Source organism: Marinilabilia salmonicolor (assembly GCF_003003035.1).
GTDB classification, from domain to species: domain Bacteria; phylum Bacteroidota; class Bacteroidia; order Bacteroidales; family Marinilabiliaceae; genus Marinilabilia; species Marinilabilia salmonicolor_A.
This window is the reverse complement of sequence record NZ_PVTS01000011.1, coordinates 41263-60117: the sequence shown is the minus strand read 5'-3', so window position 1 is coordinate 60117 and position 18855 is coordinate 41263. Positions and strand designations below refer to the sequence as shown.

Below are 18855 nucleotides of genomic sequence, written 5' to 3'. Positions count from 1 at the left end.
GTGATGAACTGTTTTTTGAAATGGGTATCACTCATGTTACAATGCATGTAACACCTGTTATTGTTAAGGGATTAAAGGTGATGTTGGAAACAAAATTGATAGGGTTGGTAACATCCGGGATAGGTGGGTTGTTGGTAACATCTTTATGTTTGTGTTAACGAAAATTTGCAAAAGCAAGATAAGACAGGTTTAAAGGTTTAACAAAAAGAGACGTTATGAAGAAATTATTGATTTCACTATTCATTGTACCGATGATGTTATCGTGTACAGGCGTGAAAAAAGAAAATGTTAATCGTTCGGGAGAATACATGAATGAGCCCTGGAGACCTCAGGTCCATTTTAGTCCTGAAAATCAGTGGATGAATGATCCCAATGGTATGGTTTATTTTGAGGGTGAATACCATTTATTCTATCAATATCATCCTGATAGTACTGTTTGGGGTCCCATGCACTGGGGACATGCAATCAGTAAAGATTTGATTCATTGGGAGCATCTGCCAATTGCGCTCTATCCCGATTCATTGGGGACCATATTTTCAGGTAGTGCAGTTGCGGATGTCAACAATACTTCCGGATTCGGAAAGGATGGAGAAATTCCGCTTGTCGCCATTTACACCAATCACAGCCATGAAAAAGAAGCCAATGGTGATATCGATTATCAGACTCAAGGTATTGCTTATAGTCTGGATAATGGTAGAACCTGGAAGAAATATGAAGGCAATCCGGTATTGGATAATCCCGGAATAAGAGATTTTAGAGACCCAAAGGTAATCTGGCATAAAGACAGAGAGGAGTGGATTATGGCACTGGCTGTGAAAGACCGGGTCTCTTTTTATTCATCCACCGATTTAAAAACCTGGGCTTTTGAAAGTGATTTTGGAAGTGGTGTTGACCATGGAGGTGTGGTTGAATGTCCTGATCTTTTTCCGATGACGACTCCTGATGGGAAAGAGAAATGGGTTTTGCTGGTGAGTTTAAATCCGGGTGCCCCTAATGGCGGGTCAGGAACAAAGTATTACATCGGTGATTTTGATGGAACAGAATTCACTTCCGACTGGCCTGCTGAAAAGGAAGTGTGGCTGGACTACGGAAAAGACAATTATGCCGGGGTAACCTGGTCTAATGTGCCGGATGAAAACGGAAGTCGCCTGTTTATCGGCTGGATGAGCAACTGGCAGTATGCCAATGTTGTGCCCACCGAAAAGTGGCGTAGCTCAAATACATTGCCCCGAAAACTGACATTGAAAGAAGATGCGTCAGGCAATCTCTTTGTGCAGTCCGAATTTGTGGAAACATTGGACAAAATTGCGTCCGAATGGGAAAAAGGTAATGTACTTACTGTGAATCCCGAAGAATTCCCGGCTTACCAATATCAGATGAATGTGGAGACCAATGAAAGCTCACTCTTTGAAATTGCATTGAAAAATACAAAAGGAGACAAGGCAATCTTCCTGTTTGATTTGGAAAAAGGCTTACTCACTTTCGACCGCAGCAACTCGGGCCAAACAGCATTTCATGAAAATTTTACCGACCTGGTAACTGCTCCTCTTGATTTCGGGCCGGTTACAGAGATAGAGATGGTTGTGGACCAGTCTTCCAGTGAATTGTTGGTAAATGGAGGACGATTGCAGATGACCAACCTGGTATTTCCGCAGGAGCTTTTGAATAATGTGGAAGTGGTTGAATCGTCTCAAACCAAAGTGGTGTCATCGCAGGTACGGGGATTAAAATCTATTTGGAAATAAAGGCCAATTCAATTGGCAAAAATATAGAGCTATGAAGATTGAAAAAAATTTGTTGTGGGCCATCATTGTAGCAGTGATGGGGAGTTTGATTTTTGGAATTAATATGGCTGCCATTTCCGGTGCGGTCTCTTCCATAAAGTCGCAGTTTCTTTTGAGTGAGTTTCAGATTGGCCTGGTGGTCAGTGCTCTGATTATTGGGTGTATGATTGGTGCTTTTACTGCCGGTTCGTTGTCCGAGAAAATCGGACGCAAAATGGTATTGGTCATTACCGCCGTTTTATTTGGTATTTCAGCCGTTTGGAGTGGGTTGGCCAACTCAATGATTGCGCTGTCGCTGGCAAGAGTAATCGGAGGAGTCGGTGTGGGAGCAGTTTCTGTTATGGTACCCACTTATATAAGCGAAATATCACCCGCAAGAGTCCGAGGAACTTTGGGAACCTTTAATCAGTTGGGGGTTGTAATTGGGATATTAGGTGCTTATGTGTTTGATTATTACATGATAGGATTCGATGAAGGTTGGCGATGGATGCTGGCAAGTCCTTTGTTTATTGCCATTCCGTTTCTTGCCGCTATGTTGATAAAATTTCCGGAAAGTCCACGGTGGCTCATCTTAAAAGGTTACAAGGATGAAGCACTGGGTGTTTTGAAAAAAGTTGCCGGAACGGCGAATGCTCAGAAAGAGTATGACTCTATTCTGACAAGGATTGAAGAGGACCAGAGGAAGTCAGGAAAAGGAGTGAAGTTTTCATCCTTGTTTAAAGGTAAGTTGGGCAAGGTTGTATTTCTGGGAATCATGCTGGCAGCCTTTCAGCAGATCACCGGTATCAATGCAATCATTGCTTATGCTCCCACCATCTTTAATCAAACCGGAGTGGGGAGCGATATGGCTCTTTTGCAGGCCATTATGGTTGGGGTGGTAAACTTTCTGTTTACCCTGGTTGCCGTTTGGCTGATAGACCGGATTGGCAGGAAAAAACTGTTGCTCATAGGCACAGGTGGTATGACCATTTCTCTTCTCTACCTGGTTTTTGCATTTATGACCGGACGAGCAGACAGTCTGGGTGTGTTGATATCAATTCTTGGATACATCGCCTTTTTTGCCGCTTCTCTGGCACCCGTAATGTGGGTGGTTACTTCGGAAATATATCCCAATAAGATTCGTGGAATAGCCATGTCGGTTTCTACCGCAGTAAGTTGGGTTTGTACTTTCATCGTGGTGCAGTTTTTCCCCTGGATGCTCAACGGTCTGGGCGGAGCCGCTGCCTTCGGATTCTTCCTGGTCTTTACCATCGTAGCCTTTGTATTTATTATGGCAAAAATACCGGAGACCAAAGGAAAATCACTGGAAGAGATTGAGTCAGAGTTAGGATTGAGAGAAGAATAAAACCAAAATACCCGTTGTCTGAAGTCAGCATGTTAAACCGGGTGTTTGCCCGCAAAAAAGGCAGCACTTACCTGTCGGGCTAAGGGTTTGTAATGAAATATATTGACAGATTTAACGAAGTTATTTTGTTCTTTACCGACTTGAAAATACTGCGAATAGCGAGCTATTTAATGGGTTTTCAAGGAAGTTAAAGAGCAAAAGAACAAGTTTAAAGCGGCAAGTTATTTCGGCACAATCCCTAAGGGCAACGGGTATTTCCCAAAATAAAAAGTCATGGAGAAAAAAATTGTAGTCGGAATAGGAGAGATTCTGTGGGATCTTTTACCCGAAGGCAAACAATTGGGCGGGGCTCCCGCCAATTTTGCCTGGCACGCTCAACAATTGGGTGCGCGCGGGGCAGCAGTCAGTGCTGTTGGAAATGATAAAGAGGGAGATGAAATATTAAAGATTATTCAGGAGCGAAACCTGACGAATGGTATTTCCCGTGTTGATAAACCAACAGGAACGGTGGATGTAAAGTTAGTGGACGGAGTTCCTGATTATTTGATAAATGAGAATGTTGCATGGGATTTTATTGTATTGAACGACGCGGCTAAAGAGGCCATTGTGTCGGCAGATGCCATTTGTTTTGGTTCCCTGGCACAACGCTCCGAAGTTTCCTCCAAAACCATTCAGCACGCTTTAGAAATGGCTCCCGAGAAGTGTATTAAGGTTTTTGATATCAATCTGAGACAGTCTTTTTATAGTCGCCAGATTATCGAAAGCTCACTGGAGCATGCTACTGTATTCAAAATTAACGATGAAGAATTAGATGAGCTGAGAAAACTGTTCAATATGTCAGGAGATGATGTGTCTGTTTGCCGGCAGTTTTTGGAGGAATATAATCTGCGTTTGGTTGCTTTGACCAAAGGCAGTAACGGAAGTGCCCTAATTACCCGCGAGGAGATGTCGGAAATGGAAACTCCGAAAGTAGAGGTTTCAGATACGATAGGAGCAGGAGACTCGTTCACGGCTGCACTGACCATCGGGTTACTGGCAAATAAATCTTTAAAAGAGATTCATCGCTCTGCTATTGAAATCTCGGCGTTTGTTTGCACCCGGGCAGGTGCAATGCCGGTGATTCCGGAAGAGCTGGTGTCCGGTATTGGTAAATAAAGCATTCATGTTATGAGAATTGGAATAAATCTATACAGTCAACTTAAACAGCAAAATCATGAAGAAAAATCGAAATTTTAGAACCTTGAAAAGGGGTTTGCTCATAATGGCCTTTGTGGGGCTGTTTATCCCCGGGGTTATGGGCCAGGGGATTGAGGTTACCGGTACAGTCGTCGATTCAGAGGGATATCCTTTGCCCGGTGTTACCATTGTGAAAGCAGGAACAACGGAGGGGACTATAACCGATGCGGAAGGACAATATTCTATTAATGTGTCGGGAGAAGAAACGCTCGTATTTAGTTTCATTGGTATGAAGACTGTTCAGGTTCCTGTAAATGGGCAGCGAACCATTAATGTAACCCTGGAACAGGAATATGTGGATTTGGAACAGGTTGTAGTGACCGGTTACTCATCACAGAGACGCTCTGATATTACCGGAGCCGTTTCGGTTGTGGAAGTGGATGACATGATGAAAAGTCCGGAAAGCAACCCGATAAAAGCATTGCAGGGACGGATTCCGGGTGTGCGCATTACTTCAGACGGTAGTCCAAAAGGAAATGCCAGCATCAACATTCGCGGAATCAACTCTCTGAGGTCCGATAATAATCCGCTTTATATCATTGACGGTGTTCCTACTCAGGCAGGTATGCATGAATTGAACTCCAATGATATTGAGAGTATTCAGGTGCTGAAAGATGCGTCGGCAGCCAGTATTTACGGTTCACGTGCCGCCAATGGGGTAATTGTTATTACCACGAAACAGGCCAAAGAAGGTAAAACGGTTGTTGAATTTGATGCATACCTTTCCTCATCTTATTACAACAACAAGATTGATGTATTAAATACAGAGCAATACGGACAGGCTATGTGGCAGGCCTATGTGAACAGGGGCGCTGAACCCAATACCAATAATATGGGGTATGAATACGATTGGGGCTACGATGGAAACGGGAATCCCGAACTTAATAAAATTTTACTGCCGGCTTATCTGGATGCAGCTCAAACCATGCGACCTGCTGATACAGACTGGTTTTCAGAAGTCACCCGTCCTGCTCTTATGCAGTCTTATAACCTATCAGTGAGCAATGGAACAGAAAAAGGAAACTATTTTTTCTCTGTCGGTTACCTTGACAACGAAGGAATCATCAAGCACAGTAATTTCAGCCGTGTTTCCACACGGATGAACTCCGAATATAAGCTTTGGGATGATAAACTGACCATTGGTGAAAATTTCACTCTGAATATGACTCAGGAGCTGGAAGCCAATGCGGGAGCGGCAATAGACCAGGCCATTCAGGCTTTGCCGGTTATTCCTGTTTACACTGAAGATGGTGGATGGGGTGGCCCTACGGGAGGTATGAACGACCGTGATAACCCACTCAGGGTGCTGGACGCCAATAAAGACAACAGTTACCGTTACTGGCGTACTTTTGGAAATGGTTATGCCAACCTGGAACCTGTTGAAGGATTGAATATTAAAACCAGCTTCGGACTGGATTACGGGAATTTCTACAAAAGAAGTTTCACCAGAAGTTATCAGGCAGGATTCCTTAAAAACGACCGGACTGCGGTTGATATGCAACAGGGACACTGGTTGAAATGGACCTGGACCAATACAGCCACTTACAATCTTCAGACCGGCAACCACAATGTTGATTTTCTGGCCGGTACAGAAATGTTCCGGGAAGAAAATATAGATTTTAACGCCACAAAGGAGGGATTTGATGTGGAAACCACTGATTTTATGTGGCCCAATACCGGAACCGGCGATGCCAGAACTACCGGTGGTTCAATTGGTTATTCTCTTCTTTCATATTTTGGACGGGCCGATTATACCTACGATAATCGATATATGGCATCAGCCACAGTAAGGTATGATGGTTCCTCACGTTTCGGAGAAAATAATCGCTTCGGTTTTTTCCCTGCTTTTTCCTTAGGATGGAGAATCAGCCAGGAATCTTTTATGGACAATGCTGATTTTGTTTCTGATTTGAAGTTACGCGCCAGCTGGGGCCAGACAGGAAATCAGAGTTATGACGGATATTATGGAACGCTGACCTCTTTTGTTCCCGATTATGGTATTGCTGACCCTACGTGGGTGATTATTCGTGGTACTGCTTATGATATCGAAGGCAAAGGAACCGGCCAGTTGCCCTCAGGATTTAAAAGAGAGCAAATCGGGAATCCTGATTTGAAATGGGAAACCACGACCCAGAGTAATATAGGTGTGGATTTTGGTTTCCTGAAACAAACCATTTACGGAACCATTGAGGTTTATCAGAAAGAGACTGAGGATATGCTTGTTACACCTCCTTATATTGCTGTAATTGGCGAAGGCGGTAGTCAGACTTTTAACGGGGCATCCATGAAGAATACCGGATTAGACTTTTCTCTGGGGTATCGTGGAGAAATGAGCAACGGGTTGTCGTACGACATCAGTGGAAATATCTCTGCATACAAAAATGAAATCACTGAACTCCCGGAATATGTGTGGAATGCCTACAGCACAGGAGAACAGGGAGGAAATATCCTTGGACGTCCAATCGGGTCAATGTTTGGATATGTTACTGATGGTCTCTTCAGAACCCAGGATGAGGTGGACAATCATGCCGTACAGGATGGTAAAGGTTTGGGCCGCATCAGATACAAAGATTTGAATGAAGATGGCTTCATTACTGAGGAAGACCGCGCCTGGATTGGTGACCCGCATCCTGATTTTACTTATGGTTTGAATATCAATCTGGAGTATCGTCAGTTCGATTTGAGTCTTTTTGCCGAAGGGGTTCACAATGTGGATTTGAATGTGCATGCGATGAAAACCTTTACCGATTTCTGGAGTGTAAGAGAAACCGGCTCCAATAAGGGAACCCGCTTATTGAATGCCTGGAGTCCGGCCAATCCTGATTCGGATATTCCTGCGCTTCAGTCAACCAATATCAATAACGAAGGACGATTCTCCACTTATTATGTGGAAAACGGGTCGTATCTGAAACTGCGAAATGCCCAGTTTGGCTACACGCTGCCGGAGAGTATCTCTTCAAGAATCAGAATGCAACGATTCAGGGTTTATGTTTCCGGTCAAAATCTGTTCACAATAGCCAGCAAGGACTTTACAGGTGTTGACCCTGAAAACACCGGATTTGGATATCCAAAACCCATTTCATTCACTTTTGGTATTAATGCTACATTTTAAAAAGAGGAACGATGAAAAGAACAATAATATATTTTGCAGCAGTGTTGGTGGTGCTTTTCAGTGGTTGTAAGGACAGCTTTCTGGAGCAAACACCACAGGGAGTACTCGACGAAAGTCAGGTAACCTCGCCCGATGAGATTGACAAACTGGTGATTGCCGCTTATTCCATGCTTGGCAACGACCATTATGATGTGCCATTCAGTTTATGGCCTTATGGCAGTGTGAGGTCTGATGATGCTTACAAAGGAGGTCGCGATGAGGCCGATATTGATGATTTTCACTTTTACGAAATCTCTGAGAATATGCGTCTGGATGCGGGACCCACTGATGGTATGTGGTTCAATCTCTATGTTGGTATTTCCAGAACCAATGCAGCGCTCAGGGTTTTGAACTCTGTGACAGAGGAGCAGTATAAACAAAAAGCAGAACGCACCGGAGAATTGCGTTTTATCCGGGGACATTTTTATTTTCTGTTGAAGGTCTTGTTCAAAAATGTGCCTTATATCGATGAAACCGTGCCTGCTGAAGATTATGAAACCATCTCCAATACTGCACTGTCCAATGATGAATCTTGGTCAAGGATTGCCGATGATTTCCGTTTTGCTTACGAAAACACCCCGAAACAACAAGATGAGGTTGGACGTGTTACCAGTTATGCCGCTGCTTCCTATCTGGCGCGTGTGCTGCTTTATCAGGCTTACCAGCAGGATGCACAACACAACGTCACAGGGGTTGACCAGGCAATGTTGAATGAGGTGCTTCAGCTTACTGAGTATGTCATGGGCTCTCCCTACACCCTGGAGCCGGATTTTGCCAATAATTTTATTCACGGTTCGTATGAGAACGGCCCGGAGGCCATTTTCTCCATTCAATTTTCCCATGATGACGGAACATTTCACGGGCGTCTGAATTTCTCAGATGTGCTGGCTACACCACAGGGGCTTGGCTGCTGTGATTTTCATAAACCAAGTCATAACCTGGTGAATGCTTTTAAAACACAGAACGGACTGCCTGCTTTTGATTCCTATAACGATGAACCTTATGATGAAGGAATCCATACTGTTGATCCGCGTTTGTACCATACTGTAGCTATACCCGGTTATCCTTTTAAATACAATGATAATCAGATTTATGAGGAGAGCTGGAACAGAAATCCCGGGATTTACGGAGTTTATGCTTCATTGAAAGAGAATGTCGATCCCGAGAGCGATGCATTCATAAACATTGACCCATTTTATGGTAATTCGAAAAACCGCATCATTATACGTTATGCTGATGTGTTGCTGATGCGTGCCGAAGCTTTGATTGAACTGAACAGAGAAGATGAAGCGCTGCCGTTGATAAATAAAATCAGAGCCAGAGCGCAGGTGAGTACTCCAAAAATTGAGTATGCTCCTAACTTACAAACTGCTCTGTATGAGGACGGAGTCAATTGTGACTGGACCAATGATTTTGCACGGAAAGCTTTACGCTGGGAACGAAGATTGGAGTTTGCCATGGAAGGCTACCGATTTTTCGACCTGGTGCGCTGGGGTGTTGCCGATAGCGTTTTGAACGAGTATTATCAGTCTGAGGCGCAACGAATCACCTATTATGAAAATGGGGATTTTGATAAAAATAAGGATGAATACCTTCCCATTCCGCTTCAGCAAATAAACTTTAGTAAGGGACTTTATGACCAAAACCCAAGTTATTAATTGTGCTGTAATTCAGTGATTAAAAAAAGATATTTGTTATGAAACGAAATAGTATAGCTTCAGTAATGATATTTCTTTTGGCAGGGGGGCTTTTTAGCTCCTGCCAGGAGGAATGGACAGCCAGCAACCTTGAGCTTGATGGAGATACCCAAATAATGAGCTTTTCTGTAAATGGTGTTGAAGGTGAAATCAATGAAATTGATGGAGAAATTAATGTTCAGGTTCCGGATGGTACTGATTTAACCAACTTGAATGTGGAGATTGATGTACCCGCAGGGGTGGAAATGAGCCCTGAAATTGGGGGTGTAATGGATTTCTCGGAGCCTGTTTCTGTGAGATTGGTAAATGGTAACGTCTATAACGATTACATCATAAATGTCACCGAGTTGTTTTATATTGGATTTCTTAGTGCACATTCGAGTGTTGCTACTATCGAAGACGATGACGAAAAAGCGGCCGCTGAGTGGTTTTTCTCTAATTATGACAATGGTGAATTTGTAAGCTTTGAGGAAGTTCAAAACGGAGAGGCAGATTTGTCAAAATATCGTGTGCTCTGGTGGTACTATGATATGAGTGCTGAATTGCCGGAGATTGCATTGGATAATTCGGTTCTGAGTGCAGTGAATAGCTTTTATAAAGATGGTGGCGGTCTGTTGTTGAACTCCCATGCCTGTGGCTATTTATGGGATTTGGGACGAATTTCCAGTGAGTTCCCAATGGTTATTGGTTCGGGCGAAGGTTCTGATAACCCTGACAGTTGGGGGATAGGTGTTACCCTGGATGCAGAAAATGGCGGATGGGCTCACAATGTAAGCAATCATCCTGTTTATAGCGGAATTTCTATGAATGTCGATGATGATGGTTATATGTGGTTCCCGGTTATCGGTCCTGGTTGGAAAGAGGACCATAATCATGTGATAGAAAATATTCCCGGATATTTTGGTATCGGCCCCAATGATAACCCCGAAATTTATCAGGCGTTTACTGAGGAACTGCAGGCCGAATGGCTTGGTGTGTGGGGCGGAATTCGGGATTACTGGATGGCTGGAGTTGTAGAGTTTTTGCCAACTGAAGAGTATGGTGGCAAAGCTATATATCAGGGAATAGGTGGATTCGAATTCAACCAGAATGAACAGGGTGAACTTAATCCTGATGGTGAAAATCCTCATCACGGAAATATTCAAAAGTTTACCAAGAATGCAATCAATTATCTGGCTCGACGAAATTAGAATGAGTTTTTATGATGAGTCTTTTGAAAAAAGGCTATAGTTTAAAGTAGCGTTTTTTCATTAGAGATTGCTTCGGGCATAGCCCTCGCAATGACGGAACCTACCTCTTCCATAAAAAGTGAAAGAGCGTCATTGCGATCCCGATGAGGCACGAAATCGGGAGAAGCAATCTCTAAAAATATACATACGACTATAAACTTAAGCCCAAAATAAAGTTTAAGACTATGAAATTTAAATCAAAAAATGTGAAGTTCCTGTTGTATTTGTTTCTTGTCGGGTTTGTCACACTTTCTTGTGACAATGATGAAATAGATTATGAAAACGAGGAGGTACAGGCCGATTATGAAGAACAGTATCGGCCTCAAATCCATTTTACCGCAGAGAAAAACTGGATCAATGATCCCAACGGGATGGTTTATCTTGATGGTGAATATCATCTTTTTTATCAACACAACCCTTTAGGGACCGATTGGGGCAACATGAGCTGGGGACATGCCGTTAGTGAAGATTTATTCCACTGGGAGCATTTATCCGTTGCTTTATTTCCTGACGATTTGGGAGCAATATTTTCGGGAAGTGCTGTTATTGACAAGAACAACACAGCCGGGTTTGGGGAGAATGCCATGATTGCAATTTATACTTCGGCCGGCGACAAACAGGCCCAATCACTGGCTTATAGTACAGATAACGGGCGATCCTTCAAAAAGTATGAGGGAAATCCGGTAATCCCCAATCCCGGAATTAATGATTTTCGTGACCCTAAAGTCTTTTGGCACGAAGAGTCCGAAAAATGGATCATGTCTTTGGCGACCTATAATTCCATTACGTTTTATGGTTCTGCCAATCTGCTGGAATGGACCAGACTGAATGCTTTTGAATATTATGAAGGTTTGCCGTATGGTGTTTGGGAATGTCCCGATTTAATATCAATGGACTATAATGGTGAGGAAAAATGGGTGCTGATTGTCAGTACCAATGGTGCACCCAACGGGGGAACCGGCACGCAATACTTTGTTGGTGATTTTGACGGGAATGAGTTTATTCCTGACAATGCTCCTTACCCTTTGTGGCTCGATTATGGGAAAGACAATTATGCAGGTGTGACCTGGAGCAATGAACCTCAGGGCAGGAGTATTTTTATGGGGTGGATGAGCAATTGGGAGTATGCCGGACAAACACCTGCTTCTGTATTCAGAGGTGCTATGACGTTACCCAGGGAACTTTTTCTTTACACTCATCCGGACGGGCATCTAATCGTTGGTTCTAAAATTGTAGATGAGATTAATATGATATCGCAAAAAGAGGTGGCCTTATTTGCCGGTCAGGTAACGAATGATGTCAGTTTGGATTTGGATGCTACGGATGCTTATGAGTTATCTGTTTCCATAAGCGGATTTTCAAATTCAGGAAATATTCTGAAGTTGCAAAACTCTAATGGTGAACTTGTAACGATTGGATATGATATGGAAAGGGGAGCGTTAATTTTTGACCGGACAGAATCCGGAACATCGGACTTCTCAGGTGCTTTTCGCAAATCAATTGAGAGCCCGGTTGTTTTTAATGAGGAGATTCTAAATCTTCAAATAATAGTAGATCAGAGTTCTGTTGAGGTTTTTGTTAATGGTGGTCTTTCCAGTCAGACCAATCTGGTTTTCCCTGAGGAAATCTACAATGAGTTGGTATTAACCGGGGAGAATAATTCTTTTTATGCTGATGTGAAATTCAAATCACTGAAGTCTGTGTGGAAATAACAATACTCCGTTATCCCGAAGTTTCGGGATTAGAAGTAATTAATAATCAATGGTTTACATAAATTACAGTGCAGTGCATAACTCTCTCATAATAAAAACTTTGCGTCATTGTGTCTTTGCGTTTATATTCTTTTTAACGGACTATTGAAATAAGAAAATGATATAAACAACCAGAGGCTGTCCCAAAAAGTATTGGGCAGCCCCTGTTTGTTTTATATCAATCAGGAAATCAGGTATTTTGTTTACCCAATATTCCCCAAAATCTTCTCCTCACTGGATATTTCTCCACCGGCCAGCAACATGGCTGTGTCAATTAATGCCAGGTGGGAGTATGCTTGCGGGAAGTTCCCGAGCATTCGTTTGGTTTCAAAGTCCAGGTCTTCACTGAATAGCCCCAGGTGATTGGAGTATTTCAGCAGTTCATCGAACTTGCGTTTGGCCTCATCCTTTTCTCCAATCTTGTAAAGACTTCTCACCAGCCAGAAAGAACAAATCGTAAATGCAGAAGAGGGTTGTCCGAAATCATCTTTATTCTTATATCGGTACATCAGTCCTTTGTACTCAAGCTCTTCCTGGATGGCTTTTACAGTGCTTTTGAATTTGGGATCTTTCCCTTCAATGAAGCCATATGCTTCCATCAGCAAAACAGAGGCATCCAGGTCTTCCGTTCCGTAAGCCTGTGTAAAGGCTTGTTTCTCTTCTGACCAGGCATTTTTGAATATATCGTTTCTGATTTTTTCTTTTAGTTTGCCCCATTTCTCTATGTATTCTTTTTGGTGCAGCAGCTCCGCTATTTTAATGCCCCGGTCGGCAGCTACCCAGCAAAGAACCTTGCTGAAGGTAAAATGTTTGGTGCTGTGACGGATTTCCCAGATACCTTTATCCGGCTTTTGCCAGTTGCGTTCCACAATTTTAATGATGTTTCGGACGATGGTCCACAACTCCTCACTGTGCTCCAGAGAGGTGGTGAACAGGTGAAACAACTGATAGATCACATCAACCAGAATGCCGTAGATGTCGTTTTGTTTTTGTTTGTAGGCCGCATTCCCTATGCGGACCGGCTTGCTGTTTTCATATCCCGAAAGGTGTGGCAGTTCTGTCTCGGTAAGTTTTTTCTCACCGTTGATTCCGTACATTATCTGAATTTTCTCATCCTTATCGGGGAGCAGGTCAATAATAAAATTCAGATATTTATGTGCCACATTGAAATGGCCGAGCATGGTCATGACCTTTATCACCATGGATGAATCTCTGATCCAGCAAAAACGGTAGTCCCAGTTGCGAACCTCTCCGATGGTTTCAGGCAGTGACGTGGTAACTGCAGCCAGAATAGCCCCACTTTTGTGATAGCTCAAAAGCTTCAGCAATAGGGCGCTACGCATGATTTCATCATTGTAGTTTTTGAATCTGGTGGTGCGTTCTGCCCAATCGAGCCAGTAAACTTTTGTTCTCTGTAGCTTCAGATAGGCTCTGTTAAGGTCCTGAGCCAAAAGTTTCTGGTTGTAGCTGATGAGAATAAACTGATCCTTTTCGATGGTGATGGGTAACTGACCTACCACCGAGAGCTTATCCATGCTGGTATACAAATACAGAGAATCATAGTTGCCTTTGGTAGTATAGGCTTTTACATATTTTCCATTGAAGGTGATGTGTGTATCATATTTACCGTATTCCAGCCGGGGATCAAAGTGTACTTTAATCTTTGGTTTTCCTTCGATCAGTTTTATATATCTGATGAGGTCCGGAGGCAGGTAATAGCCTTTGTTGTCCGTTTTGTAGCGAGGCATGAAGTCATGAATCTCAAAAATACCGTCGACACATTCAAATCGGGTTATTAAAATATTGGAATGAAATTCATATCTTTGAGTAATATCAGCTCCTGTAACGGATACAATGGAGAATTGCCCCCCTCTTTCTTTGTCCAGTAGTGCAGCAAAAATGGATGGAGAATCAAATTTTGGTAAACAAAGCCAGTTCACGGATCCTTTATCTGATATCAATGCTGCACTTTTGCCGTTACCGACAACACCATAATTTAGGTTGTTCATGTTAGTTAGTGTGTTCAATCTTTTCAGTTTTTTGTTTGTTTTGACGATGCAAAGTTTGTAAAATAAAGAAAAAACATTATACTTTAAAGCAAAATAAAAAGCATAAACCCATGAAAAAACTTCACATAGTTTCTAATCGATTGCCATTCAGTATAGTTTCGGAAGATGATAAATTTTTGTTAAAACCCAGTGTGGGTGGTTTGGCCACCGGAATGAAATCGGTTTACAAGGATTTTGAGGGCCGGTGGATCGGTTGGCCGGGAATAGCTACCGACAGCTATACGGTAGATCAGTTTAAGGAAATTGAAGGGTTGCTCGATAAGGAAGGGTGTGATACCGTCCCTCTTACTGCCGATGAGGTACATACCTTTTACGAAGGTTTTTGTAACAGAACGATCTGGCCTCTTTTTCATTACTTCAATCAATATGTTGATTATTCTCCCGAGTTCTGGGAATCATACGTAGAAGTGAACCAAAAGTTTGCCGATAAGACACTCGAAGTGGTGGAAGATGGAGATTTTGTCTGGGTGCATGACTATCAGCTTATGCTGGTGCCAGGAATGCTAAAGGCCAAACGGCCCGATATTACCATTGGCTTCTTTCTGCACATTCCTTTCCCGTCATACGAGGTGTTTCGCATTCTCCCCTGGCGTAACGAACTGCTCGGAGGACTTTTAGGGGCTGATCTGATCGGATTTCACACTTATGATTATGAACGTCACTTTTTAAGTAGTGTGCGTCGTTTATTTGGTTATGAAATCTCATTCAACCAGATACATATCGATGAAAGAATTATTCTTGCTGATGCCTTCCCTATGGGAATTGACTATGACAAGTTTCATGATTCGGCAATCAAAACAATTTCCAGGCCTATGCAGGAGAAATCTACCCTGCATAAGGAATTGGAAAAGTATTTTTTGGTATCTCCCGACAGGAAGTTAATACTTTCCATCGACCGGCTTGATTATTCCAAAGGGATTCCCAACCGGCTGAGGGCTTTTGAAAAATTCCTGGAAAAATTTCCCGAATACAGAACTAAAGTAACGCTGGTGATGCTGGCAGTGCCATCGCGCAATAGTGTTCCGCAGTATCAGCGCCTCAAGCGTGAGGTGGATGAACTGGTTGGTCGCATCAACGGACTTTACGGTACGGTAAATTATGCTCCGGTATGGTATTTTTATCGCTCCATGCCTTTTGAAAATCTGGTGGAGCTTTACAGCATGAGCGATGTAGCCTTGTTAACTCCGGTGCGTGACGGAATGAACCTTGTGGCTAAAGAGTATGTGGCTTCACGAACCAATCAGACCGGGGTGATGATTATCAGCGAGATGACCGGTGTGGTAAAAGAGATGGGCGAGGCCATTGTAATTAACCCCAATCATGAAAGCCAGGTTGCTGATGCGATCAAACAGGCACTTGAGATGCCCATTGATGAGCAACGTGCCCGTATGTCTGTTATTCAGAAGCGTTTGAAGCGTTATGATGTGTTTAAATGGGCAGAGCAATTTGTCTCCTCTTTGAAGCGGATAGCTCAGATTCAGACTGATTTTCTGGCAAAGAAAATTACCACCAAACTCAGTAAGAAATTACTGGATGACTTCTCCAAAGCCAAATCACGAGCTATCTTCCTTGATTATGACGGAACACTGACACATTTTAAGAAAGTTACGCGTGAAGCAGAGCCCAGTGCCGCTCCGGATGATCCATTGCACGAGATTCTGAATGCCCTTACCAGCGATGAAAGAAATGAAGTGGTGCTTATCAGCGGACGGGATAAGGAAACCCTTAGCAAATGGTTTGATGGTTCCAATGTGAGCCTCATTAGTGAGCATGGAGTGTGGATGCGTGAGCGTGGTAATGACTGGCAAATGTTGACCAATGCCACCAATTCATGGATGCCGATGGTACGTCCTATCCTTGATAGTTTTGTCGTTCGTACTCCCGGAACTTACCTTGAGGAGAAAAATTATTCTCTGGTGTGGCATTACGAAAAGGCCGAAGCCGAATTGGGCGAGTTGCGCGCCAAAGAACTGAAGGATGAGTTGACAACTATGGTTGCCAACCACAACCTGGAAATTATGGAAGGAAACAAAGTGGTGGAGGTGAAGACCGGTGGCATTAATAAAGGAGTGGCTGCCAATCGCTATTTGCTAAACAAGCAGTTTGATTACATAATGGCTATGGGAGATGACTGGACCGATGAATATCTGTTTAAGGAGTTGCCACCCGAAGCCGTAACCATTAAGGTGGGAATTAAACACACCAATGCAGCATACAAACTCGAAACTGTGGATGCTGTCAGGAATTTCCTGAGGGTTATGTCTGAAAATCACTAAATTTGTCTATATACGAAGCAAGTAATTCCCGATTACGCGGGAGAAATTCTAATTAAATTATGAGTGAATTTGAATTCTCAAATCAGGAGATGCCTCCTGTTTTGAAAAAAGTATTGAAGAATATAAAATCGGTTGCAGCAGTAATCGTTATTGTAATTGTGGCCTGGAGCGGATTTTTCCAGGTTGGCCCCGAAGAGGCTGGTGTCATTGTACGGTTTGGGAAATATACCAAAACTGTGATGCCGGGTTTGAATTTTAAAATTCCCTTCATCGAGACCGTTTATAAAGTTCCTGTTGAAAGACAGCAAAAACTGGAGTTTGGCTTTAGAACAACTTCATCTAACGTACGCTCTGAATATACCAAAAGTGGTACACGCGATGAATCTCTGATGCTTACCGGAGATTTGAATCTGGCCGATGTGGAGTGGGTGGTTCAGTACCGTATCAATGACCCTTACAAATTTCTGTTTAAGGTCAGAAACCCCCAATCCACCCTGCGTGATGTATCAGAAGGTGCTGTCCGTCAGGTGGTGGGTGACCGCACAGTAAATGAAGTATTGACTGTTGGGCGTGCCGAAATAGCCTCCAGTGTTCAGGTTCTGATTCAGGAATTGGCCAATAATTACGAACTGGGAGTTAAAATTGACCAGGTGGTCCTTCAGGATGTGAATCCACCCGATCCGGTTAAGGCAGCTTTCAATGCTGTAAACGAAGCTCAGCAGGAGAAAGAGACGCTAATCAATCAGGCCAAATCGGAATACAATAAAGTAATTCCAAGAGCTAAAGGACAGGCCGAAGAGACCATCCAAAAAGCAGAGGGGTACGCCGTTGAGCGTGTGAACAACGCAAAAGGACAGGTGGCTCGTTTCAATGAACTTTATTCTGAATATGTCAGGGCTCCTGAAGTTACCCGTGAACGGATATATCTGGAAACACTGCAGGAAGTTATTCCTCGTTTGGGCAACAAGATTATTACCGACCAGGAGGGCAACAATGTATTGCCGCTCTTGCAGATGCAGATGGATAATGTGAAAAAACTTAACCCCCAGGAATAAGCAGGAGCATGAACCCTGTGGGGTTCCTCCATTTGACCTTAACCTTTAAATTAAAGAGATTCGTACGAATCAACATAATAAAAGATCGAATATGAAACGAAATAAAATTACTTTAATAGTTGTTCTCTTTCTGGCATTAATTACTCTGGTGGGGAGTATTTATGTGGTGGATGAAACCGAGCAGGTCGTTGTTACCCAGTTTGGTAAACCTGTGGGAGAGGCTGTGACAACACCGGGACTGAATTTCAAGGTTCCTTTTATTCAAACGGCTAATTTTTTTGAGAAACGGTATATGGAATGGGATGGTGATCCCAACCAGATTCCGACCAAAGACAAGAAATACATTTTTGTAGATACCTATGCCCGCTGGCAAATAGTGGATCCTTTACAGTTCTTTATACGTCTGCGTAATGAATTGGGCGCCCAGTCCAGGCTCGATGATATTCTTGATGGGGAAACAAGAGATTTTATTGCCAATCATAATCTTATTGAAGCTGTCAGAACAAGTAACAGACAGCCTATGTCATCGGGTGTTATCAGTGAAATGATTGGTGACAGTCTGGAACAGATTGATGTGGGACGTGAGAAAATACAGGCTATGATTCTTCAGGCAGCCAATGAACAAACTGCCGATTTGGGGATTAAAGTGATGGACTTCCGCCTGAAACGTATCAACTATGTGGAAGATGTCCGCACACAGGTTTATGAGCGGATGAAGAGTGAACGCTATCGCATAGCTGACAAGTTCAGGTCTGAGGGACAGGGTGAAGCTTCTCGCATTAACGGTGAGAAGGAACGGGAACTCAAGTCTATTCAATCGGCAGCATTCAGAGAAGCCGAGGAAATCATGGGACGGGCCGATGGTGAAGCTGCAGCCATTTATTCCAATGCCTACAACCGATCGTCCGCTTCCAGAACTCTTTACACTTTTATGAAATCCATGGAAACTTTCGAAAAAACCTTCGATGATCAAACGCATGTTATCCTTTCTACCGACAGTGAATTGTATAAATACCTCAAGGGTTCCCGCTAAATCTTCATGATTTGCCGGAATTAGGTTCTGTAAGAAGTAAATGCAAAACGTTAAGCCCTGTTAATATCCGTGTCTAAGGATAAAAACAGGGCGGTTTTGCTTTTATTTTATTTTTGATATATCTATATTTGTAACATTTTGAAATCAAATGGCGCTAAAATTAGTAAATCTTTAAGCGCAGGTTGCAGGAGATATTATTTACAGGATGTCTATAAACTAAGCAAATTCT

The 18855-nt window shown here is 43.0% G+C and carries 11 protein-coding genes; 10 read left to right on the top strand and 1 reads right to left on the bottom strand.

The features are described from left to right. Positions 1 to 215: 215 nt before the first annotated feature. The 7 genes from BY457_RS12155 to BY457_RS12125 all read left to right on the top strand — a co-directional run bounded on the left by BY457_RS12155 (position 216) and on the right by BY457_RS12125 (position 12154). Complete coding sequence (locus tag BY457_RS12155) at positions 216 to 1745, top strand: glycoside hydrolase family 32 protein (RefSeq protein WP_106153604.1); 1530 nt, start codon at positions 216 to 218, stop codon at positions 1743 to 1745. 31 nt (positions 1746 to 1776) lie between these two features. Then, complete coding sequence (locus BY457_RS12150) at positions 1777 to 3129, top strand: sugar porter family MFS transporter (RefSeq protein WP_106153603.1); 1353 nt, start codon at positions 1777 to 1779, stop codon at positions 3127 to 3129. 273 nt (positions 3130 to 3402) lie between these two features. Continuing rightward, positions 3403 to 4284 (top strand): carbohydrate kinase family protein, encoded by an 882-nt coding sequence (locus tag BY457_RS12145; RefSeq protein WP_106153602.1) that lies wholly within the window; start codon positions 3403 to 3405, stop codon positions 4282 to 4284. A gap of 58 nt (positions 4285 to 4342) precedes the next feature. After that, complete coding sequence (locus BY457_RS12140; protein WP_106153601.1) at positions 4343 to 7477, top strand: SusC/RagA family TonB-linked outer membrane protein; 3135 nt, start codon at positions 4343 to 4345, stop codon at positions 7475 to 7477. A gap of 11 nt (positions 7478 to 7488) precedes the next feature. Next, on the top strand, positions 7489 to 9174 hold the full coding sequence (locus BY457_RS12135) for a RagB/SusD family nutrient uptake outer membrane protein (protein WP_106153600.1): 1686 nt from the start codon (positions 7489 to 7491) through the stop codon (positions 9172 to 9174). A gap of 38 nt (positions 9175 to 9212) precedes the next feature. Continuing rightward, positions 9213 to 10403: a DUF4960 domain-containing protein gene (locus tag BY457_RS12130; RefSeq protein ID WP_106153599.1), complete on the top strand. Its 1191-nt coding sequence runs from the start codon at positions 9213 to 9215 to the stop codon at positions 10401 to 10403. Between the two features lie 224 nt (positions 10404 to 10627). Beyond that, a complete protein-coding gene (locus BY457_RS12125) occupies positions 10628 to 12154 on the top strand; it encodes a glycoside hydrolase family 32 protein (RefSeq protein WP_106153598.1) in 1527 nt (508 codons plus the stop codon). Positions 12155 to 12396: 242 nt separating this feature from the next. On the opposite strand, the gene BY457_RS12120 is transcribed toward BY457_RS12125, so the two are convergent. Beyond that, entirely contained in the window at positions 12397 to 14220 is a 1824-nt protein-coding gene (locus BY457_RS12120) for a glycoside hydrolase family 15 protein (RefSeq protein WP_258176715.1), read from the bottom strand. A 92-nt stretch (positions 14221 to 14312) separates the two neighbouring features. Between BY457_RS12120 and BY457_RS12115 the strand changes: the two genes are divergently transcribed. The 3 genes from BY457_RS12115 to hflC all read left to right on the top strand — a co-directional run bounded on the left by BY457_RS12115 (position 14313) and on the right by hflC (position 18626). Then, positions 14313 to 16538 carry a bifunctional alpha,alpha-trehalose-phosphate synthase (UDP-forming)/trehalose-phosphatase gene (locus tag BY457_RS12115; protein ID WP_106153596.1) on the top strand — a complete coding sequence of 742 codons (2226 nt, stop codon included), beginning with the start codon at positions 14313 to 14315 and terminating at the stop codon, positions 16536 to 16538. 59 nt (positions 16539 to 16597) lie between these two features. Next, a complete protein-coding gene (hflK, locus tag BY457_RS12110; RefSeq protein ID WP_106153595.1) occupies positions 16598 to 17593 on the top strand; it encodes an FtsH protease activity modulator HflK in 996 nt (331 codons plus the stop codon). 91 nt (positions 17594 to 17684) lie between these two features. Further along, on the top strand, positions 17685 to 18626 hold the full coding sequence (hflC, locus tag BY457_RS12105; RefSeq protein ID WP_106153594.1) for a protease modulator HflC: 942 nt from the start codon (positions 17685 to 17687) through the stop codon (positions 18624 to 18626). The last annotated feature ends 229 nt before the right edge of the window (positions 18627 to 18855 follow it).

Excerpts from the sequence above, each read along its gene's own strand:
- BY457_RS12155 (WP_106153604.1), top strand. The coding sequence starts at position 216 with ATGAAGAAATTATTGATTTCACTATTCATTGTACCGATGATGTTATCG.
- BY457_RS12150 (WP_106153603.1), top strand. The coding sequence starts at position 1,777 with ATGAAGATTGAAAAAAATTTGTTGTGGGCCATCATTGTAGCAGTGATG.
- BY457_RS12145 (WP_106153602.1), top strand. The coding sequence starts at position 3,403 with ATGGAGAAAAAAATTGTAGTCGGAATAGGAGAGATTCTGTGGGATCTT.
- BY457_RS12140 (WP_106153601.1), top strand. The coding sequence starts at position 4,343 with ATGAAGAAAAATCGAAATTTTAGAACCTTGAAAAGGGGTTTGCTCATA.
- BY457_RS12135 (WP_106153600.1), top strand. The coding sequence starts at position 7,489 with ATGAAAAGAACAATAATATATTTTGCAGCAGTGTTGGTGGTGCTTTTC.
- BY457_RS12130 (WP_106153599.1), top strand. The coding sequence starts at position 9,213 with ATGAAACGAAATAGTATAGCTTCAGTAATGATATTTCTTTTGGCAGGG.
- BY457_RS12125 (WP_106153598.1), top strand. The coding sequence starts at position 10,628 with ATGAAATTTAAATCAAAAAATGTGAAGTTCCTGTTGTATTTGTTTCTT.
- BY457_RS12115 (WP_106153596.1), top strand. The coding sequence starts at position 14,313 with ATGAAAAAACTTCACATAGTTTCTAATCGATTGCCATTCAGTATAGTT.
- hflK (WP_106153595.1), top strand. The coding sequence starts at position 16,598 with ATGAGTGAATTTGAATTCTCAAATCAGGAGATGCCTCCTGTTTTGAAA.
- hflC (WP_106153594.1), top strand. The coding sequence starts at position 17,685 with ATGAAACGAAATAAAATTACTTTAATAGTTGTTCTCTTTCTGGCATTA.